The sequence below is a fragment of the Bacillus sp. NMCC4 genome, assembly GCF_002998555.1.
Lineage (GTDB): Bacteria > Bacillota > Bacilli > Bacillales > Bacillaceae > Bacillus.
On the sequence record NZ_PVRA01000011.1, the window covers coordinates 66,314 to 82,879 of the forward strand.

General features: G+C 38.7%; 17 protein-coding genes. 14 read left to right on the plus strand and 3 right to left on the minus strand.

The window, feature by feature from the left end; translation table 11 throughout:
* Positions 1–49 precede the first annotated feature (49 nt).
* Together C6Y02_RS19380 and C6Y02_RS17205 are read right to left on the minus strand one after the other, a co-directional pair.
* The gene (locus C6Y02_RS19380; RefSeq protein WP_186314855.1) at positions 50–187 is read right to left on the minus strand and encodes a hypothetical protein; all 138 of its coding nucleotides are present in this window, start codon (positions 185–187) and stop codon (positions 50–52) included.
* 289 nt (positions 188–476) lie between these two features.
* On the minus strand, positions 477–662 hold the full coding sequence (locus tag C6Y02_RS17205; RefSeq protein ID WP_106031829.1) for a hypothetical protein: 186 nt from the start codon (positions 660–662) through the stop codon (positions 477–479).
* 682 nt (positions 663–1,344) lie between these two features.
* Between C6Y02_RS17205 and C6Y02_RS17210 the strand changes: the two genes are divergently transcribed.
* The 10 genes from C6Y02_RS17210 to C6Y02_RS17255 all read left to right on the plus strand — a co-directional run bounded on the left by C6Y02_RS17210 (position 1,345) and on the right by C6Y02_RS17255 (position 12,389).
* Entirely contained in the window at positions 1,345–2,781 is a 1,437-nt protein-coding gene (locus tag C6Y02_RS17210; protein ID WP_106031830.1) for a hypothetical protein, read from the plus strand.
* A gap of 1,009 nt (positions 2,782–3,790) precedes the next feature.
* Complete coding sequence (locus C6Y02_RS17220; protein ID WP_106031832.1) at positions 3,791–4,585, plus strand: hypothetical protein; 795 nt, start codon at positions 3,791–3,793, stop codon at positions 4,583–4,585.
* Between the two features lie 16 nt (positions 4,586–4,601).
* Positions 4,602–7,625, plus strand: a complete 3,024-nt coding sequence (locus C6Y02_RS17225; RefSeq protein WP_106031833.1) for an N-6 DNA methylase — start codon at positions 4,602–4,604, stop codon at positions 7,623–7,625.
* Between the two features lie 901 nt (positions 7,626–8,526).
* Positions 8,527–8,910 (plus strand): hypothetical protein, encoded by a 384-nt coding sequence (locus C6Y02_RS17230; RefSeq protein ID WP_106031834.1) that lies wholly within the window; start codon positions 8,527–8,529, stop codon positions 8,908–8,910.
* A 170-nt stretch (positions 8,911–9,080) separates the two neighbouring features.
* Complete coding sequence (locus C6Y02_RS17235; protein WP_106031847.1) at positions 9,081–9,356, plus strand: LPD11 domain-containing protein; 276 nt, start codon at positions 9,081–9,083, stop codon at positions 9,354–9,356.
* Positions 9,353–9,511 carry a hypothetical protein gene (locus tag C6Y02_RS19385; RefSeq protein WP_187704596.1) on the plus strand — a complete coding sequence of 53 codons (159 nt, stop codon included), beginning with the start codon at positions 9,353–9,355 and terminating at the stop codon, positions 9,509–9,511. The genes C6Y02_RS17235 and C6Y02_RS19385 overlap by 4 nt, the downstream gene beginning before the upstream one ends.
* A gap of 958 nt (positions 9,512–10,469) precedes the next feature.
* The gene (locus tag C6Y02_RS17240; RefSeq protein ID WP_106031835.1) at positions 10,470–11,018 is read left to right on the plus strand and encodes a hypothetical protein; all 549 of its coding nucleotides are present in this window, start codon (positions 10,470–10,472) and stop codon (positions 11,016–11,018) included.
* The gene (locus tag C6Y02_RS17245) at positions 11,011–11,562 is read left to right on the plus strand and encodes a hypothetical protein (protein WP_106031836.1); all 552 of its coding nucleotides are present in this window, start codon (positions 11,011–11,013) and stop codon (positions 11,560–11,562) included. The genes C6Y02_RS17240 and C6Y02_RS17245 overlap by 8 nt, the downstream gene beginning before the upstream one ends.
* A 35-nt stretch (positions 11,563–11,597) precedes the next feature.
* A complete protein-coding gene (locus C6Y02_RS17250; protein WP_106031837.1) occupies positions 11,598–11,981 on the plus strand; it encodes a hypothetical protein in 384 nt (127 codons plus the stop codon).
* 18 nt (positions 11,982–11,999) lie between these two features.
* Positions 12,000–12,389, plus strand: a complete 390-nt coding sequence (locus C6Y02_RS17255) for a hypothetical protein (protein ID WP_106031838.1) — start codon at positions 12,000–12,002, stop codon at positions 12,387–12,389.
* Between the two features lie 193 nt (positions 12,390–12,582).
* Here the strand turns inward: C6Y02_RS17255 and C6Y02_RS17260 are convergent, their stop codons facing one another.
* Positions 12,583–12,780, minus strand: a complete 198-nt coding sequence (locus C6Y02_RS17260) for a hypothetical protein (RefSeq protein ID WP_106031839.1) — start codon at positions 12,778–12,780, stop codon at positions 12,583–12,585.
* A 497-nt stretch (positions 12,781–13,277) separates the two neighbouring features.
* Between C6Y02_RS17260 and C6Y02_RS17265 the strand changes: the two genes are divergently transcribed.
* Genes C6Y02_RS17265 through C6Y02_RS17280 form a run of 4 tightly spaced genes read left to right on the plus strand, consistent with a single transcriptional unit; the run spans position 13,278 to position 15,698 of the window.
* On the plus strand, positions 13,278–14,069 hold the full coding sequence (locus tag C6Y02_RS17265) for a hypothetical protein (RefSeq protein WP_142393585.1): 792 nt from the start codon (positions 13,278–13,280) through the stop codon (positions 14,067–14,069).
* Positions 14,070–14,082: 13 nt separating this feature from the next.
* Positions 14,083–14,817: a DUF2786 domain-containing protein gene (locus C6Y02_RS17270; RefSeq protein ID WP_106031841.1), complete on the plus strand. Its 735-nt coding sequence runs from the start codon at positions 14,083–14,085 to the stop codon at positions 14,815–14,817.
* Between the two features lie 18 nt (positions 14,818–14,835).
* Positions 14,836–15,255: a hypothetical protein gene (locus C6Y02_RS17275; protein WP_106031842.1), complete on the plus strand. Its 420-nt coding sequence runs from the start codon at positions 14,836–14,838 to the stop codon at positions 15,253–15,255.
* A gap of 35 nt (positions 15,256–15,290) precedes the next feature.
* Positions 15,291–15,698 (plus strand): hypothetical protein, encoded by a 408-nt coding sequence (locus tag C6Y02_RS17280; RefSeq protein WP_106031843.1) that lies wholly within the window; start codon positions 15,291–15,293, stop codon positions 15,696–15,698.
* Positions 15,699–16,566 lie beyond the last annotated feature (868 nt).

Here is a 16,566-nt window from a genome sequence, read left to right on the forward strand (position 1 = left end):
AAAGGCCGTAAGCTAACCATATGGTTGTCTTACGGCCTTTTTTTTGTTGCTATTTGTTTTTATGATTCAATTCTTCTAGCAGTCTAATAATTGTTTCGTTTTGCTTCTCCATGTTCTTTAATGTCCTTTCGACCATGGAAGAACAAACGAACAACATGATTAAAATCGCAATTCCCACAATAATCATATAAAACTCCTCCTAAAGTGCAATTTGTCTGTATCTTAATGAATTGAATATTTATGTATCTTTTCAATATCGTACCATTGATTGAATTTACTTACTACACGAGATTAAAAATAAGCCTCTAAGGGCTTATTTTTTTGACCACCAGCTTTTCGCTGGCGTTCGCATGGTAGGAAAGCTGAAGCTTTCCTCTTATTGAAACGCAGGCATCGAGCCTGCTTGGGCAGCTAACGCTGCAAAAGACAAAACCTTTGCTATGCTCTGCCAACTTCGTTGTCATCGCATAGCTTTTTTATTTGAGTCGGTCTTCAAGCTCACTGACTCTATGTGCAAGTGTACTTTCTTCAGTGTAAAATCTTTTGTTTTTAAACCTTATATCTATTAGTTTTTCTAATTCCTTTTTTAACGTCTCTATTCCTTCATCTTTATATCCGTTTATGTATGAAAGATCTTCTGATCCGATTACTTTTCCGCACATGTATTCATGATCTCCTTTGAATCTTTTTCCTTATTATAACATCAGAAATTATATTTGGGCTGCCCTGCGGGTCTACTCATGAACTGTAAGCCGGTAAAAAACACCGGCCAACACTTCATGGTATCTCGCTCCACGCTAAACCATGGGATAACAAACATCTGTAAGCCCTGGTTCCACCAGGACAACAGCTGCATTGTTCCTCCATCGTTCTTTACGCGCGGACGACTGCGTGCAGGCTAAAGCCTGCTTAACGGAAGCCGAAGCTTCCTAAACCCATCGGTAGCCAGCCTACGGCTGCCATTGAAGTGACATTTCCCTTTTGACCTCCGAAGCGTACAACATTCGGGGCCGGCTAATCAAAAAGCGTGCCAAAGTTTGCGCCTGCGGCTCTTTACCACACTTTTTGATAAGACGGCCAGCCACACGACAAGAGCAAATGCTGATCAGTCGTCACTCGTAAGCCCCAGGAATGTTTAGCAGTAGAGCCTATGCTAAACATCCCTGGGGCAACGGTTACGCTACCTAAAGGCAAATCAGCACTTGTCGCTAACGCGATGCCTGCGGCCCTCTTGTCATGCGTCTATCCTCAGTTGTCCGTTCTACCTGTCAAAAGGGAAAAATAATCCCCTGAAGGGGACCAACCCCTTCGGAGGTAAAAATGAAAAACAAAGGAGTCAAAAGAATGAAAACATTCACTGATTACTGTAAAGCAGAACTAACTAGGATTCTTTATGAAGAACTCAATTGGTCTACTCATTTAGAGTTATCTAAACTTACTTCACACATGACAGAACGTATTCATATCACTGATGAACAAGTTGATAACATGACGGAGGCTTGGAAAAACGAGTTGAATTTATTCTATATTCACCTAAATTCTTATGGATTGATCTATACCAATCCATTTTCGGACAGAAAGAGATATATCATGGAGGCGATTGAATTTGGTATGACTTATTTGTTCAAGCAATCACCATTATCAAAAAAGTATTGGGATCATAAACTAGAAATCACCCACTTGAAAAACGAATTTATAGAAGACTTGTTAAACGAAATTAGTGCGGTTGAGTGCATTAACTTTCATGAAGAATTGGAACTCGATGAATATGTTCACAGATCGGAATTTTTAGAGTTTGGTGACCGATCATCATTTAAACGCGTATATGAGGCAGGAGAAGGGATATACGCGTTGTTTAGCAAGAAAGGACATACATTCAACATTAAGGAATTACCTTTGTATAATCCTGAATTAGCGTCAACTTTGATGCTGAAAGAAAGCGAATATCATCGTCTATTAATTTTGGCTTCAATAGCTCATGGGCATTTAAATGATCAGCTAGAATGTGACAATTCATATGATTTTATGGGTTGGTCACTTGAAGAATTTAAAGAAAGGGCGAAAATTGAAACGAAATTTTATGGCAAGGGAAATCTAACCTTTGGAGGGCAAGTTGATCAAGTAAAAGCTGATTCCTTCCATCATTTCAATTTGATTGTGGATGGACAAACCTTCATGCACATGACCGTTGAATCCGATAATGAATTGAGGGCATTTCCTCATATTCTATTGAATAGGGGAGAAATCAAGGAACGTAAGATGTTCCTCGAATATGTTGATCAAGAAGGACAAAAACAAGTTTTTGCTGATAAAATGGCACATCATTATTCCTTTGAGAAAAGTGGCGGTAAAACCTTTGATGTTAGAGATTTACCACTATATAAAAGTAGAATGATGGAAATTGTTCAGATGAAGAGATTCACACTAGAGGAATATTATCAGTTTCTCATTCTAGCGTCGATTGCAAAAGGTGATTTAGATGAATATATGAAGGAACCTTTTCATCATGCGATTGACTTTAACGAACAATTTTTAAATAATGATCGACTGAAAGTCATAGTAAGTGGGTCAGGTGATGGCTATTGGAAAAAAACACAAGGGGGCGTGGTTGAGGGATTCTTTGTGGACTCATATGAAAAGCTTAGTCTAATTGTTGATGACGAACTGGTTATAGAGTTTGAGTTAAAGTATGATGACAATGTTATTTGTAAAGATATGATCATTAAAGTGATCTTGGATGTGTTGCTCAATCTAAATGGAGATTTAATAGATCATTTTTAATATGAAAGGCTAGGGGAACCTAGCCTCAGAATGTAGAGAAACTCATGTTTTTCTACATTCTTTTTTATTTTTTTTGTTGCGAAGCACCAGCTTTTCGCTGGCGTTCGCATGGATGGAAAGCTAAAGCTTTCCTCTGATTGAGAAACGCAGGCATCGAGCCTGCTGGGTCAGCTAACGCTGCCCAAAAGACAAAACCTTTGCTATGCTCTGCCAACTACGTTGTCATCGCATAGCGTTCCTTCTCCTGAGTTTTAACGTCATCACCCTCATTATGCCCTCTATGAACGTAATAAAGCCTTATAGGTCCATCTAACAGCAATTCCATTGTTTTAGTAAAGAGATCTTATATTCCTTCTATAAAAATTACATTCTAACTACTTAGGGCTGCCCTCCGGGTCTACTCATGAACTGTAAGCCGGTACAAAACACCGGCCAACATTCCATGGTATCTCGCTCCACGCTAAACCATGGGATAACAAACATCTGTAAGTCCTGGCTGCACCAGGACAACAGCTGCATTGTTCCTCCATCGTTCTTCACGCGCGGCCGACTGCGTGCAGGCTAGAGCCTGCTTGACGGAAGCTAAAGCTTCCTAAACCCATCGGTAGCCAGCCTACGGCTGCCGTTAAAGTGACATTTCCCTTTTGACCTCCGAAGCGTACAACATTCGGGGCCGACTAATCAAAAAGCGTGCCAAAGTTTGCGCCTGCGGCTCTTTACCACACTTTTTGATAAGACGGCGAGCCACACGACAAGAGCAAATGCTGATCAGTCGTAACTCGTAAGCCCCAGGAATGTTTAGCAGTAGAGCCTATGCTAAACATCCCTGAAGCAACGGTTACGCTACCTAAAGGCAAATCAGCACTTGTCGCTAACGCGATGCCTGCGGCCCTCTTGTCATGCGTCTATCCTCAGTTGTCCGTTCTACCTGTCAAAAGGGAAAAATTCACCCTGAAGGGCAAAGCCCTTCGGAGGTCAAAAATAAAAAAACTAAAGGAGCAAAACAAAAATGAACCTAAACCTATTACAACGTTTTGAAGAAGTCACAATTGATAACACTAGCCGCATTTCACAAGAAGATGAACAATTTTGTTTAAAAGAGGAAGAGTCTTATAAAGTAGCAAGGAAAGCCTTGGAACAAGCTTATAAGAGTGTAAATACATTACTGTTAGTCGATTCGATTAAGGAAAAATATATTCGGAAATATGGCGTGGTTAATGAAATAGAAAAAGCTCAACAAGAATGTAATGATGCATTTACAGAAGCGATTACACAATATTTTTCAAAGAAATACAATGTTGAATTTGATTATTCATTTATTTATAAAAGTTACTCTTTTGAACAATTCATCACGTTTGAAGAGGTGCTAGAACATTTATTTGAACAATTAGGCGGCTACTCTTTTGCAGAAATGGCAAACGAGCAAATAAAGAACAAAATAAAAGATGCCGTATATAAATTTGAAGTCAAAAAACACACTTTGCACTTACCCAATTATCTACACATTGAAGATGACTGGTACGGAAATTTAAGAATTTATTATAGAAGTGAAGAAAAATTAGATAAGTTATTTGATGCTCTATCACTGTTTGAAAATGGAGAGCCAACAAAAATTAATAAATTTGTATCGATTGAAAAAGAAATGCGGGAAGGTTCAAGAAAGGCTCCTATTTTTGATAAATATGAAATGGAAAATTTCAATAAAATTAAAAGCTTCAAGGCGTTCAAAAATGGCAAAGTGTCTATCGAATTTCATTCAATGGAGTTTGCAAATGAGTTTGCCAACACATATCTAAAAAAGTAAGAAAGGAGATCCGGCAATGTACAAAACAATAAGTCAAATCATACCGTTTGAACAAAGAAAAGCAATCAACGAGAAGATTTTATATCTTATTGAAAACAACAAATGCGAGGATATGCAAATCACAAAGGAGGACATTTTCAACTCTTATACAGGAGAAGGGGGGCTTCATGGTCTTTCCTTTTCTTCCTTCGAAAATTATCACCTTTATTCAGAAGCAAAAAAGGAAATTGAAAATGGTCAATTCTTTACGCCTCATGAGCTTTCAAGGTTCTTGTTGGAGTGTTTAAAACCGACTGAAAAAGATTTAATTGCGGATCTAACATGTGGCATGGGTAATTTCTTCAACTATTGCCCTAATCAAGAAAACGTGTACGGTAATGAGCTTGATATAAAGGCGTTTAAAGTGGCGCGCCATTTGTACCCTAACGCTAATCTTTCAAATGAGGATATACGTTTCTATAGTCCAGACATGAAATTTGATTTCATAGTGGGCAACCCTCCTTTCAATTTAAGGTGGAAAGTCAACAGCAATGAGATTTTAAGTCAATTATTTTACGTCCAAAAATCTTCCGAATTGTTGAAGCCAGGGGGCATATTAGGTCTCATTGTACCTAATAGCTTTTTGAATGATGAATTCTACACTGGCATGATAAATGAGGTACATGATTCATTTAATTTTATTTGTCAGTTTGCTTTACCAACTAATGCTTTTAAACAAATGGGGGTTGATCATTACGAAACAAAAGTAATGATCTTTCAAAACAAAAGTGAACACCTTCCATCTGTCCCATATGAGATTAATTACACAGAAATGAAAGGGCTAGATTCACAATTCATCTATGAAAAATTTGTTCATCCTGCGCTTCAGCAAAAAGAACAAGTCCGGCATAAAATCCGTTCTGAGCTTGCGGAACTTCACGAAAGTAAAAAAGGATTTTTAGACAAGGTTAATAAGCTTCTTTTTGATATAAAGAGGCATCCGGCAATTAGTCATAAAGCCGCAAAATGTGAGCAATATGTGGAGCGCTATTTCACGCAATCAAAACCGCGTGAAATGGACATGGAGGAATGGAACAAAAAGAAGCTAACCGAAAAAAAGGTGCTTTCATACTTGAAAAGAGTCTTAAAAGAACAACATGGAAAGCCCAAGGATAAAAGAACCGCACTTGTGAAAACAAGATACGGTTTGAAACTGAAAGCATACAGTTATAAAGAAAAACGGCTGTTAAATATGCAGAAAGGAACAAAAAGCGCGGATTTTTCGGACTTGCTGCGTGATGGTTATTATCCTTTTCAGGATAAACGTTTTTTAAAGCTGTTCCTGAAGAAACAGAGAACGCACACACTAGCACAAAAGAAATTGACGGAGATCAAGCCGACCGAACAAATAACAAGCTTTCTGGATCAATTAGAGATTCATGATTCAGAGAATCAAAATGTTATTAAGCTGAATGACATTCAAAAAACCGATACTGGAAAACTACTCATGAAAGATCATGCATATCTTCAGTGGGGAACAGGATCAGGAAAGAGCATTTCAGCTATAGCGCAAATCATGTACAGGCAACAATACAGCAACATCAAAAACGTTTTTATCGTTGCGCCTGCTATCGCGATTAATAACAACTGGCACGATATCTTGATAAGTTATGGTTTCAATGTGAAACAGATCAAAAGCATGAAAGACATTGAAACTATTGAACAAGGACAAATCGTCATCATGACATTTAACATGCTGACAAAGTACGAAAGATTTATAAAACGGTACATCAAGAGACAATCACAAAAAGTCATGCTTGTACTGGATGAAGCCGACAACATTTCTAATCCTTCATCAAAACGCACAAAAGCCGTTTTAAATTGCTTCAGACGCGTTAAATATAAAGTCTTATTAAGTGCCACCAGCACAAGAAACAATGTTTCAGAAGCCTTCACAGCATTTGAATTGATGTATAACAATTCGGTCAATTTTCTTTGTAAGTGTGAAACTCTATACGAAGAGGACCGAAAGACCAAACAGCTAGGACAAAAAGAAAATAAGCATTACAACAAGCCTTTTCCGGCATATAAAAAAGGGCATCGCTTGTTCAAGCAATGCTTTTCACCTGAAAAAGTAACAGTCTTCGGGATCGGTAAACATGATCAATCGATATACAATAGCGATCATCTTAAAAGCTTGATTGATCGGTCAATGATTACACGTACATTTGAAGAAGTAGCAGGAAAGGCGATCTATGAAATAAAACAGAATTTTTGTCAGTTTAATTCAAGCGAAAAGGATCTGTATAGCACGATCATGAAAGAATTTTATAGAATGACTAACCTTTATAAAAGCACAGGGAACACAAGAAAAGATTCACTGCTAATGATCATCAACCAATTAAACAGCCTTTTAAAAGCCTGTGTCCTTCCTAATAGTTTCAAAGAGCATAGCGCAAACGTAATGCCGTCTAAAGCTATTGAAACGATTAACCTTTTGAAAGAATGGCAGCATGATAAAGTTGCCATCGGATGCACTCATGTAGAAGCTGTAAACCGATATGCCAGTTATATAAAAGATCATTTTCCTGATCGTCCTGTGTTTGTCATCACAGGAGATAAAGCGTCATTTGAACAAAGAAAACAGATCGTCAAAAATTTAAAGAATACAGAAAACGGTATTTTAATTTGCACCCAGCAATCCCTTCCAAGCAGCATGAACATTGATTTTGTCAATCGTGTTCTATTGCTAGAGATGCAGTGGAATTTCTCAGCCATGCAACAATTTTTCGGACGCTTTGTCCGTTATACGTCAACTGATCAAAAAGAAATTCACTTTTTGACCGTTGAAAACAGCATAGAATCAAATATGTTGCAGTTGGTCATGAGCAAAGAAAAGATAAATTGTTTCATGAAGAATGAGGATCTTGATAGCTCAGAAATTAATGAGCGTTTTGGGCTTGATGGTGACATTCTCGACATGCTCTTGACCAAAGAGCAAGACAAGGACGGAAAAACCTACATTGCCTGGGGAGATCAAAAGTTTTCTAAATGCTCCTGAAAGGGGGCGTAACACCAGCAATTCGCTGGCGTTACGCATGGTAGGAAAGCTTCAGCTTTCCTTTTATTAAAACGCAGGCATCGAGCCTGCTGGGTCAGCTGACGCTGCCCAAACGACAAAACCTTTGCTATGCTCTGCCAACTTCGCGATTTTAGATCCTCTCATTACGTTCATCCTCTATATGAATTCTTCTATTTTATGTATCTTCATGTTCTTCAGCAAGGCCCCTACACCTATTTAGTTTCTTCTCCTAAACCCTTAAATTCTTGTGTCGGGCTGCCCTATGGGTCTACTCATGAATTGTAAGCCGGCACAAGACACCGGCCAACATTTCATGGTATCTCGCTCCACGCTAAACCATGGGATAACAAACATCTGTAAGCCCTGGTTGCACCAGGACAACAGCTGCATTGTTCCTCCATCGTTCTTTACGCGCGGACGACTGCGTGCAGGCTAGAGCCTGCTTGACGGAAGCTGAAGCTTCCTAAACCCATCGGTAGCCAGCCTACGGCTGCCATTAAAGTGACATTTCCCTTTTGACCTCCGAAGCGTACAACATTCGGGGCCGGCTAATCAAAAAGCGTGCCAAAGTTTGCGCCTACGGCTCTTTACCACACTTTTTGATAAGACGGGCCAGACGCACGACAAGAGCAAATGCTGATCAGTCGTAACTCGTAAGCCCCAGGAATGTTTAGCAGTAGAGCCTATGCTAAACATTCCTGAAGCAACGGTTACGCTACCTAAAGGCAAATCAGCACTTGTCGCTAACGCGATGCCTGCGGCCCTCTTGTCATGCGTCTATCCTTAGTTGTCCGTTCTACCTGTCAAAAGGGAAAATTAATCCCCTGAAGGGGACAACCCCTTCGGAGGTAAAAACGAAAAATAAAGGAGCAAAACAAAAATGAAAATTAAAAAGAACACATTACATTTGCCTAAATTTATAGGTTTCGAACATGATGGGGTTCGCGGTTTATGTATTACAAATAACAAGCGAAAAAATCTATCTAAGTTATTTGATGATCTCGTACAATACGAACTTGGTAAGCCGATTGATTCGAATGTATTAGATTGGCTTACTGAATTTAAAGTGATAGAAAATGAATTAATCGAAGGTTCAAATGAGTATTTCATTTTTGATAAATATTTTTTGGACGATGGTCTTTTCTCTAAAATCAATTACTTTATGGCATTCAAAAATGGTACAGTCATTATCGATTTCAATACCAGTGAATTCGCCATTGAGTTTGTAAATACATATTTAAGAAACCAGGATGATCCAGCATGATAATGGATAATATCATATGTTGTAACTGTAATTACAAAGGACTTGTTTCACCAGTAGAGGAACGTTGTCCTTCTTGTAACATGAAAGGTTGTCTTGCTTGGGCTGACGAGGAAAACAAAGAAATATCTTTATAAATGCAAGATAAAATTATTCGAAAGGTATTGATAACGATGACACAAATCACAGATATTTTAAAATCAGATTCAAAATTTAGATATAAGTTATTGAGCCGTTTAAAACAAGATTGTCATTATTATTTAGGATATGGAAATAGAAATAAAAAACATTTATGGGCAAATGATGAGAAAACACAACTTGAAGTAATGAAAGAGTTATGGTCAAGTTTTACAGATGATAAAAAGCCTGAATGGTTAACGTGGTCCGATATTCTAGACTTTGAATCTAAAATGTGTGAAAAAAATAAAGTAGATGAGGATATCATATGAAAAAATGGATTATCTTTTATAATAAACATACAAATAACGAGTTATCTAGAATAACGATAGAGGGTACATTCCCTGATGAGATTCAATCAACAAAAGAACTTCTAGCTTTAGATCAAGGGTTGAAAACAACTGATATTTACACATTAACTAAATAAAAAGCAACCACTAGGGTAAGCCCTAGTGGTTTTTTAACGCTTGTCCAGCTTACAGCTGGCCCACGCATGGTAGGAAAGCTTTAGCTTTCCTTTTATTGAAACGCAGGCATCGAGCCTGCTGGGTCAGCTAACGCTGCCCAAACGACAAAACCTTTGCTATGCTCTGCCAACTTCGTTGTCATCGCATAGCTGCATAGTGATATCCTTCAGTTTTAAATTCTCTCGTCATTAGTACCTCCTGCAATATCATGACCTCTTTATTCTTTTCACTGATCTTCAGCATGGTCCTTTTCCTTTTTTAGTTTCTTCTCCCAAACCCTTAAATTCAATTGTCGGGCTGCCCTATGGGTCTACTCATGAACTGTAAGCCGGCACAAAACACCGGCCAACATTTCATGGTATCTCGCTCCACGCTAAACCATGGGATAACAAACATCTGTAAGCCCTGGTTCCACCAGGACAACAGCTGCTTTGTTCCTCCATCGTTCTTTACGCGCGGACGACTGCATGCAGGCTAGAGCCTGCTTACGGAAGCTGAAGCTTCCTAAACCCATCGGTAGCCAGCCTACGGCTGCCGTTAAAGTGACATTTCCCTTTTGACCTCCGAAGCGTACAACATTCGGGGCCGGCTAATCAAAAAGCGTGCCAAAGTTTGCGCCTGCGGCTCTTTACCACACTTTTTGATAAGACGGCGAGCCACATGACAAGAGCAAATGCTGATCAGTCGTAACTCGTAAGCCCCAGGAATGTTTAGCAGTAGAGCCTATGCTAAACATCCCTGGAGCAACGGTTACCCTACCTAAAGGCAAATCAGCACTTGTCGCTAACGCGATGCCTGCGGCCCTCTTGTCATGCGTCTATCCTCAGTTGTCCGTTCTACCTGTCAAAAGGGAAAATTCCTCCCCTGAAGGGGACAAACCCCTTCGGAGGTAAAAGACAAATCAAAGGAGAGGATCAAATGCCTTATCACGATATTGAAGTGCCAGCAGAGCTATTCCTTACTGTAAACGATATTGAAATTTACTATGCTTATCGAGAAGAAAGATATGACTATTTAAAAGAAGGATTTTATTCATTTTCGTGGTATGAAGCTGATGAATTTGAAGTTAATAGGCTACCACTTTTTGATGAAGACATGGAGTCTTCTTACGAATCGAGGGAGGAATATCACCGACATTTAATCATCGCCTCCATTGCAAGAGGAGATTTAGATTTCGCTATGATTAATCCATTTACATTTTCGGTAGATTTTCAATCTTACAAACTCGATGATTTAGGGAATAAACTGAAGGCGATTGTCACATTTGAATCAAATGGTGAATGGTGTTTTATAGATGGGATTGGAGGAAGTTTAGATAAGTTAGAAGAAACAGGCTACCATTATCTCACTTTAAGAAATGAGTTTGATAAGGACATGCTTAAATTCCACATAAAAGATGATACAGACATCAAAAGATTTTTTGACGTACTATTCCAAAATAAGGGGCAGGGGGAGATTCATGAATAAAAAAGTATTATTTTCAATTTCAGATTGTTCGTGGAACAATGAAACAATTTTCATTGTAGATAAACAAGGTCATTATTCGCTTGGAGATAAGAGTTTTGACATTACAGAATTACCACTCTATAAAGATGATATGCTCGAATATTTAACAAAAGAAAAGAACTTCACTTCAAGAGATTATGATTCTTACTTAATCTTAGCATCTTTAGTAAATGGGCATTTAGACAATTACATGGATCAACCGTTTCCGAATTCGATTGACTGCAATGACTGGTCAATTAGGGATATCAAGGAGAAACGAATTGAAATTTCAATCCAGTTAATTGGTGATGGATTTTGGGATTTAGACTATGGTGGGGGAATTGATACAGTCGATGTAAGTTCATATGACTATTTGAAAATCTATGTAGATAATGAAATTCTCATAGAGGATTACAGCTTAGAGAGTGAAAGCAGCTTGGTTGATAGAGACTTACAAGTCAAGGCGTTATTGGACATTATGCTTGACTTGAACGGAGAGTTGATTCTCTATAATGAAAAACTGTAAAGAGGTACTTTTTGCGCTAAAAAGGGGAATGGAGGATGCAAAAAATGAGTAATTTTTGTAAAGGTCGAATCAAAATAACTGGCGATCAGATTCCTTTGTTCCTTGCATATTGTTTGAATTTTCAAGACTCTCATGAAGATGTAAAAGGAAAATTGTTAACCATGATAAAGGGCAGCAATGCCAACTTTATTCAAACAAGCGATATTTCATATGAAAACACAACTAAAATATCGCTTCCGTTTGAAGCCGCGAGAGTTGTTGATGAAAAACTTCTTACTCATTTGTCTAAACAATTTAAGCTGAAATTTGAAATAGAAGTACACAGCCTTGCTGATCTAACAGATATTCGCCTGCTGATCTGTGAGGGTCAGCTTCTAAAAGAAACAAAGCAATATGAAAAAGACGAAAAAATTCACTAGGATCTAGGAGTGCAGAGAATGAAAAACAAGCAATATTCAGTGAAAATTGAAGTTGAAGTTGGCTTTACTTCTCATCAAGAAGCAAAAGAAGGAGGGATACAAGATATTTCTGAACTTATTGCATACGGCTCTATAGAAGCTGATGTAAGAGAGATTCATAATGAACTGAATACTATTCAAATGAATGAAAAACTGGTTGGTGTCCAAAGTCGGATTAAAGCTTTAAAAGATATTTCTATATTTAATCGAGACGGTCTTGAAACTGAATTGAAATACTTAGATAAAGCCATTCAGAAATTAAAAGAGGGAGATCAGCAAGCCCTTACCGTAATAGAATATATCAGATTACTCACTTACAATGATGACTTGTTTGATCTGTCAACGGATGTATTAAAACGATTCGAATAAAACCACTAGGGGAGTACCCTAGTGGTTTCTTGCGTTGTCCAGCCTATCGCTGGCCTACGCATGGTAGGAAAGCTATAGCTTTCCTTTTATTAAAACGCAGGCATCGAGCCTGCTGGGTCAGCTAACGCTGCCCAAAAGTCAAAACCTTTGCTATGCTCTGCCAACTACGTTGTCATCGCATAGCGATCTATAACTATGATGCACCATTCTGTTCTAATACTTTATTGAGAATCGAAAAATACTTTTCTTTTTCTAGCTCTGATAACTCTTCCATGTGTACTTCCTCTACTTCACCGTCCACCATAATAGCAGGTTTGAATGGAATTCTTCTTTTATTCAATGGTAATTCTGTATCGTTCTTTATAACAGCGATTATACGCTCAGTTTGCATGAAATATTGCTCCTTTCAATAAAGCACAATTATATTCTAAAAACATTTTATTGACTACGAGATCCGGGCTGCCCTGCGGGTCTACTCATGAACTGTAAGCCGGTACAAAACACCGGCCAACATTTCATGGTATCTCGCTCCACGCTAAACCATGGGATAACAAACATCTGTAAGCCCTGGCTACACCAGGACAACAGCTGCATTGTTCCTCCATCGTTCTTCACGCGCGGCCGACTGCGTGCAGGCTAGAGCCTGCTTGACGGAAGCTGAAGCTTCCTAAAACCATCGGTAGCCAGCCTCCGGCTGCCGTTAAAGTGACATTTCCCTTTTGACCTCCGAAGCGTACAACATTCGGGGCCGGCTAATCAAAAAGCGTGCCAAAGTTTGCGCCTCCGGCTCTTTACCACACTTTTTGATAAGACGGCAAGCCACATGACAAGAGCAAATGCTGATCAGTCGTAACTCGTAAGCCCCAGGAATGTTTAGCAGTAGAGCCTATGCTAAACATCCCTGAAGCAACGGTTACGCTACCTAAAGGCAAATCAGCACTTGTCGCTAACGCGATGCCTGCGGCCCTCTTGTCATGCGTCTATCCTCAGTTGTCCGTTCTACCTGTCAAAAGGGAAAAATTCACCCTGAAGGGGCGTACCCCTTCGGAGGTAAAAATGAAAAACAAAGGAGCTAGAACAATGATCAGTAACATCGAACAAAAACAAAATGATGTAGAAAATGTCCTTGAAGCAATTGAACAAATTAAACAGGGTTCTTATATAACAGGTTATGCGGTATTAAATAATGTAAAAAGATACTGTTCTTCAAAAGCCTTGCCAGTATTGATTAATGAAATTCAGGACGAATTGATGCAAGTCACAGAATCTAACACTTTCGTGTTTGATAAGTATTGCAAGGGAGAAATCAAACGAATTTTAAATGAAACAGATAAACAAATTACTTCAGGTTACGACCTCGGATTGTACATTTCAGAAAATGTGTGCATTCCTGAAGACAAAGATCAGCAAGAGCAGTTGAAAAAAGCATGGGCAGAAGAATTGCTTGATTATTGGATTTACGCTTATGACGAAGGAATTCTAACAAACCCCTTCTATGATTCAGAAACATTCTTAAAAGAGGCTGTAGGTCGAGCAACCAGAATAATGATTCAGTTGTCAGACACATGTGTAGCCAATTGGGATTATACAGGTCCACAAAATTTCCTCCAAAATGAAAAACATAGAATTATAGAAGAAATCATTGCAATTGAAAGTATTAGATTCGAAGAGATTTTCTAAGGAGGGTGAAAACATGAACAGAAATGAATCGATTATAAAGAAGATAAAAGGTTTACTGGCAATTGCGGATGACTCAAAAAATGATGAGGAATCCCAAAGTGCTTTCTTATTAGCTCAAAAGCTAATGATCAAACATGATATTCAGCAGAGTGATGTAGAAACAACTAGAGATGAAAAGCAAGAAATTATTAAAGGACAGGCTGTTGCATATAAAAAATTATTTTGGTGGGAAAGACAATTAGCCGGAATAATAGCAAATAATTTCAGAGTAAAATTCTACTATCATAATAGATTTTTAAACGGTGAAAAAAGGAGGAAGAGTAGTATTATTTTCTTTGGTTTCGAAAATGATGTGAATTTAGCTAAAGAAATGTACGTGCTTGCTTATGATGCTATAAGTAAGTACAGCACAAGATTCGTCAAAAACTATTATCAGAGAGATGCCTTTGTAATTAGAACGAAAGAGAAAACAAAAGAACTTAAAAATTCATATATGTTAGGATTTCTAACTGGACTGAGTGAAAAATTTGAAAAGCAAGTTAAAGAAATGGAACAAGAGTTTGGCTTAATGGTCATAACCCCTAAAGAAGTTTCGAGGGCTTACAATGATCTAGCAAAGGGCTTTTCGGGTAAGGCAAAGCCGGTAAAAACTCCATCAATTGGTGAGGTAGAGGCTTATCATAGAGGTCGTAAAGAGGGGGAACAGATGGATTATTTGAAACTTGACGATGATATTACCAATTTTTGAACTAAAGGAGGAATAGACATGGCGAATTATGTTGAAGGAAGAATCGCTGTAACTGGTAAATATACGAACTTGAAGAAGTTTATTCTTCAAGGGTTAGTGACTGAATCAAATGGTGTTCCGCCAACACTAGACGAAGAAGATCAATGTCTCAAAGATACAGGGGCAGCATTATTAATGATTGATACAAGTCTCGTAGTCCATTCTTGGGGTGATGACATTCCCCTTGAAATAGTACGTGATGACATTTACACCGTTCGCATGGAATTAACATGCAAATGGAAAATCCAATCGAGTGAACTTTTGGACATCGCTCAAAAATATAACCTGAACATAAATGCTTCAGGGGAAGAAACGGTTGATTACTTCCAACAGAACATTTCCATTAAGAACGGACAAATCATAAGAGATGATGTTTTCACATTAGTTGATAATGATTAAAAAAAGACTACTGACGAGAGAGAGGTACAAATGTTATGGCTGATTGGGTAGAGGGGAATATTCAGTTAAGTGGGTTTCGTTCTAATTTGATTCAGTTTCTCTTAAATGGTTTAATACCAATGGGAAATTCGATTGAAATTAGAAACAGTAAATCGAAGTTTGAAATGCTAACACCAGATAGTGATTATCTTATAGTGGATTCTGATAGGCATTATCTTTCATGTCATAATATCACGATGGATCATCAAAAATGCCAAGTGATAGAATGTCAATTTTCCGCAGCGTTTGAAATCGACACGCAGCTGCTAGAATCCATTTCTAAACAATTTAATATCGATATTGCAATTCGGGCAATTACACCATCGGATTACGTCCAAAAAGTTACCATTGTAAAGGGCAAGGTAATTCAAGATGATTTAATTTGTCCTTGTGATATAGATTAAACCAAAGAAAACCGCCAAAGTGCGGTTTTCTTATTGCGCTACGCTTGGATGGAAAGCTGAAGCTTTCCTTTTATTAAAACGCAGGCATCGAGCCTGCTGGGTCAGCTAACGCTGCCCAAAAGACAAAACCTTTGCTATGCTCTGCCAACTTCGTTGTCATCGCATAGCTTTTTTATTTTGTATCAGCTTGATTCCAGTGGATCTCTTACTCCATCTTACACGCTCTTATCCTTCTTATCTCATCATTGTTTAAGTTTGAAATTGAACCCCTGTATTAATGATCATTACCTCATTAAAACCTGTTTAGGGCTGCCCTATGGGTCTACTCATGAACTGTAAGCCGGTACAAGACACCGGCCAACATTTCATGGTATCTCGCTCCACGCTAAACCATGGGATAACAAACATCTGTAAGCCCTGGTTGCACCAGGACAACAGCTGCTTTGTTCCTCCATCGTTCTTTACGCGCGGCCGACTGCGTGCAGGCTAGAGCCTGCTTACGGAAGCTAACGCTTCCTAAAACCATCGGTAGCCAGCCTCCGGCTGCCGTTAAAGTGACATTTCCCTTTTGACCTCCGAAGCGTACAACATTCGGGGCCGGCTAATCAAAAAGCGTGCCAAAGTTTGCGCCTCCGGCTCTTTACCACACTTTTTGATAAGACGGCCAGCCACATGACAAGAGCAAATGCTGATCAGTCGTAACTCGTAAGCCCCAGGAATGTTTAGCAGTAGAGCCTATGCTAAACATCCCTGAAGCAACGGTTACGCTACCTAAAGGCAAATCAGCACTTGTCGCTAACGCGATGCCTGCGGCCCTCTTGTCATGCGTCTATCCTCAGTTGTCCGTTCTACCTGTCAAAAGGGAAAA

Excerpts from the sequence above, each read along its gene's own strand:
- C6Y02_RS19380 (WP_186314855.1), bottom strand. The coding sequence starts at position 187 with ATGATTATTGTGGGAATTGCGATTTTAATCATGTTGTTCGTTTGTTCT.
- C6Y02_RS17205 (WP_106031829.1), bottom strand. The coding sequence starts at position 662 with ATGTGCGGAAAAGTAATCGGATCAGAAGATCTTTCATACATAAACGGA.
- C6Y02_RS17210 (WP_106031830.1), top strand. The coding sequence starts at position 1,345 with ATGAAAACATTCACTGATTACTGTAAAGCAGAACTAACTAGGATTCTT.
- C6Y02_RS17220 (WP_106031832.1), top strand. The coding sequence starts at position 3,791 with ATGAACCTAAACCTATTACAACGTTTTGAAGAAGTCACAATTGATAAC.
- C6Y02_RS17225 (WP_106031833.1), top strand. The coding sequence starts at position 4,602 with ATGTACAAAACAATAAGTCAAATCATACCGTTTGAACAAAGAAAAGCA.
- C6Y02_RS17230 (WP_106031834.1), top strand. The coding sequence starts at position 8,527 with ATGAAAATTAAAAAGAACACATTACATTTGCCTAAATTTATAGGTTTC.
- C6Y02_RS17235 (WP_106031847.1), top strand. The coding sequence starts at position 9,081 with ATGACACAAATCACAGATATTTTAAAATCAGATTCAAAATTTAGATAT.
- C6Y02_RS19385 (WP_187704596.1), top strand. The coding sequence starts at position 9,353 with ATGAAAAAATGGATTATCTTTTATAATAAACATACAAATAACGAGTTA.
- C6Y02_RS17240 (WP_106031835.1), top strand. The coding sequence starts at position 10,470 with ATGCCTTATCACGATATTGAAGTGCCAGCAGAGCTATTCCTTACTGTA.
- C6Y02_RS17245 (WP_106031836.1), top strand. The coding sequence starts at position 11,011 with ATGAATAAAAAAGTATTATTTTCAATTTCAGATTGTTCGTGGAACAAT.
- C6Y02_RS17250 (WP_106031837.1), top strand. The coding sequence starts at position 11,598 with ATGCAAAAAATGAGTAATTTTTGTAAAGGTCGAATCAAAATAACTGGC.
- C6Y02_RS17255 (WP_106031838.1), top strand. The coding sequence starts at position 12,000 with ATGAAAAACAAGCAATATTCAGTGAAAATTGAAGTTGAAGTTGGCTTT.
- C6Y02_RS17260 (WP_106031839.1), bottom strand. The coding sequence starts at position 12,780 with ATGCAAACTGAGCGTATAATCGCTGTTATAAAGAACGATACAGAATTA.
- C6Y02_RS17265 (WP_142393585.1), top strand. The coding sequence starts at position 13,278 with ATGCTAAACATCCCTGAAGCAACGGTTACGCTACCTAAAGGCAAATCA.
- C6Y02_RS17270 (WP_106031841.1), top strand. The coding sequence starts at position 14,083 with ATGAACAGAAATGAATCGATTATAAAGAAGATAAAAGGTTTACTGGCA.
- C6Y02_RS17275 (WP_106031842.1), top strand. The coding sequence starts at position 14,836 with ATGGCGAATTATGTTGAAGGAAGAATCGCTGTAACTGGTAAATATACG.
- C6Y02_RS17280 (WP_106031843.1), top strand. The coding sequence starts at position 15,291 with ATGGCTGATTGGGTAGAGGGGAATATTCAGTTAAGTGGGTTTCGTTCT.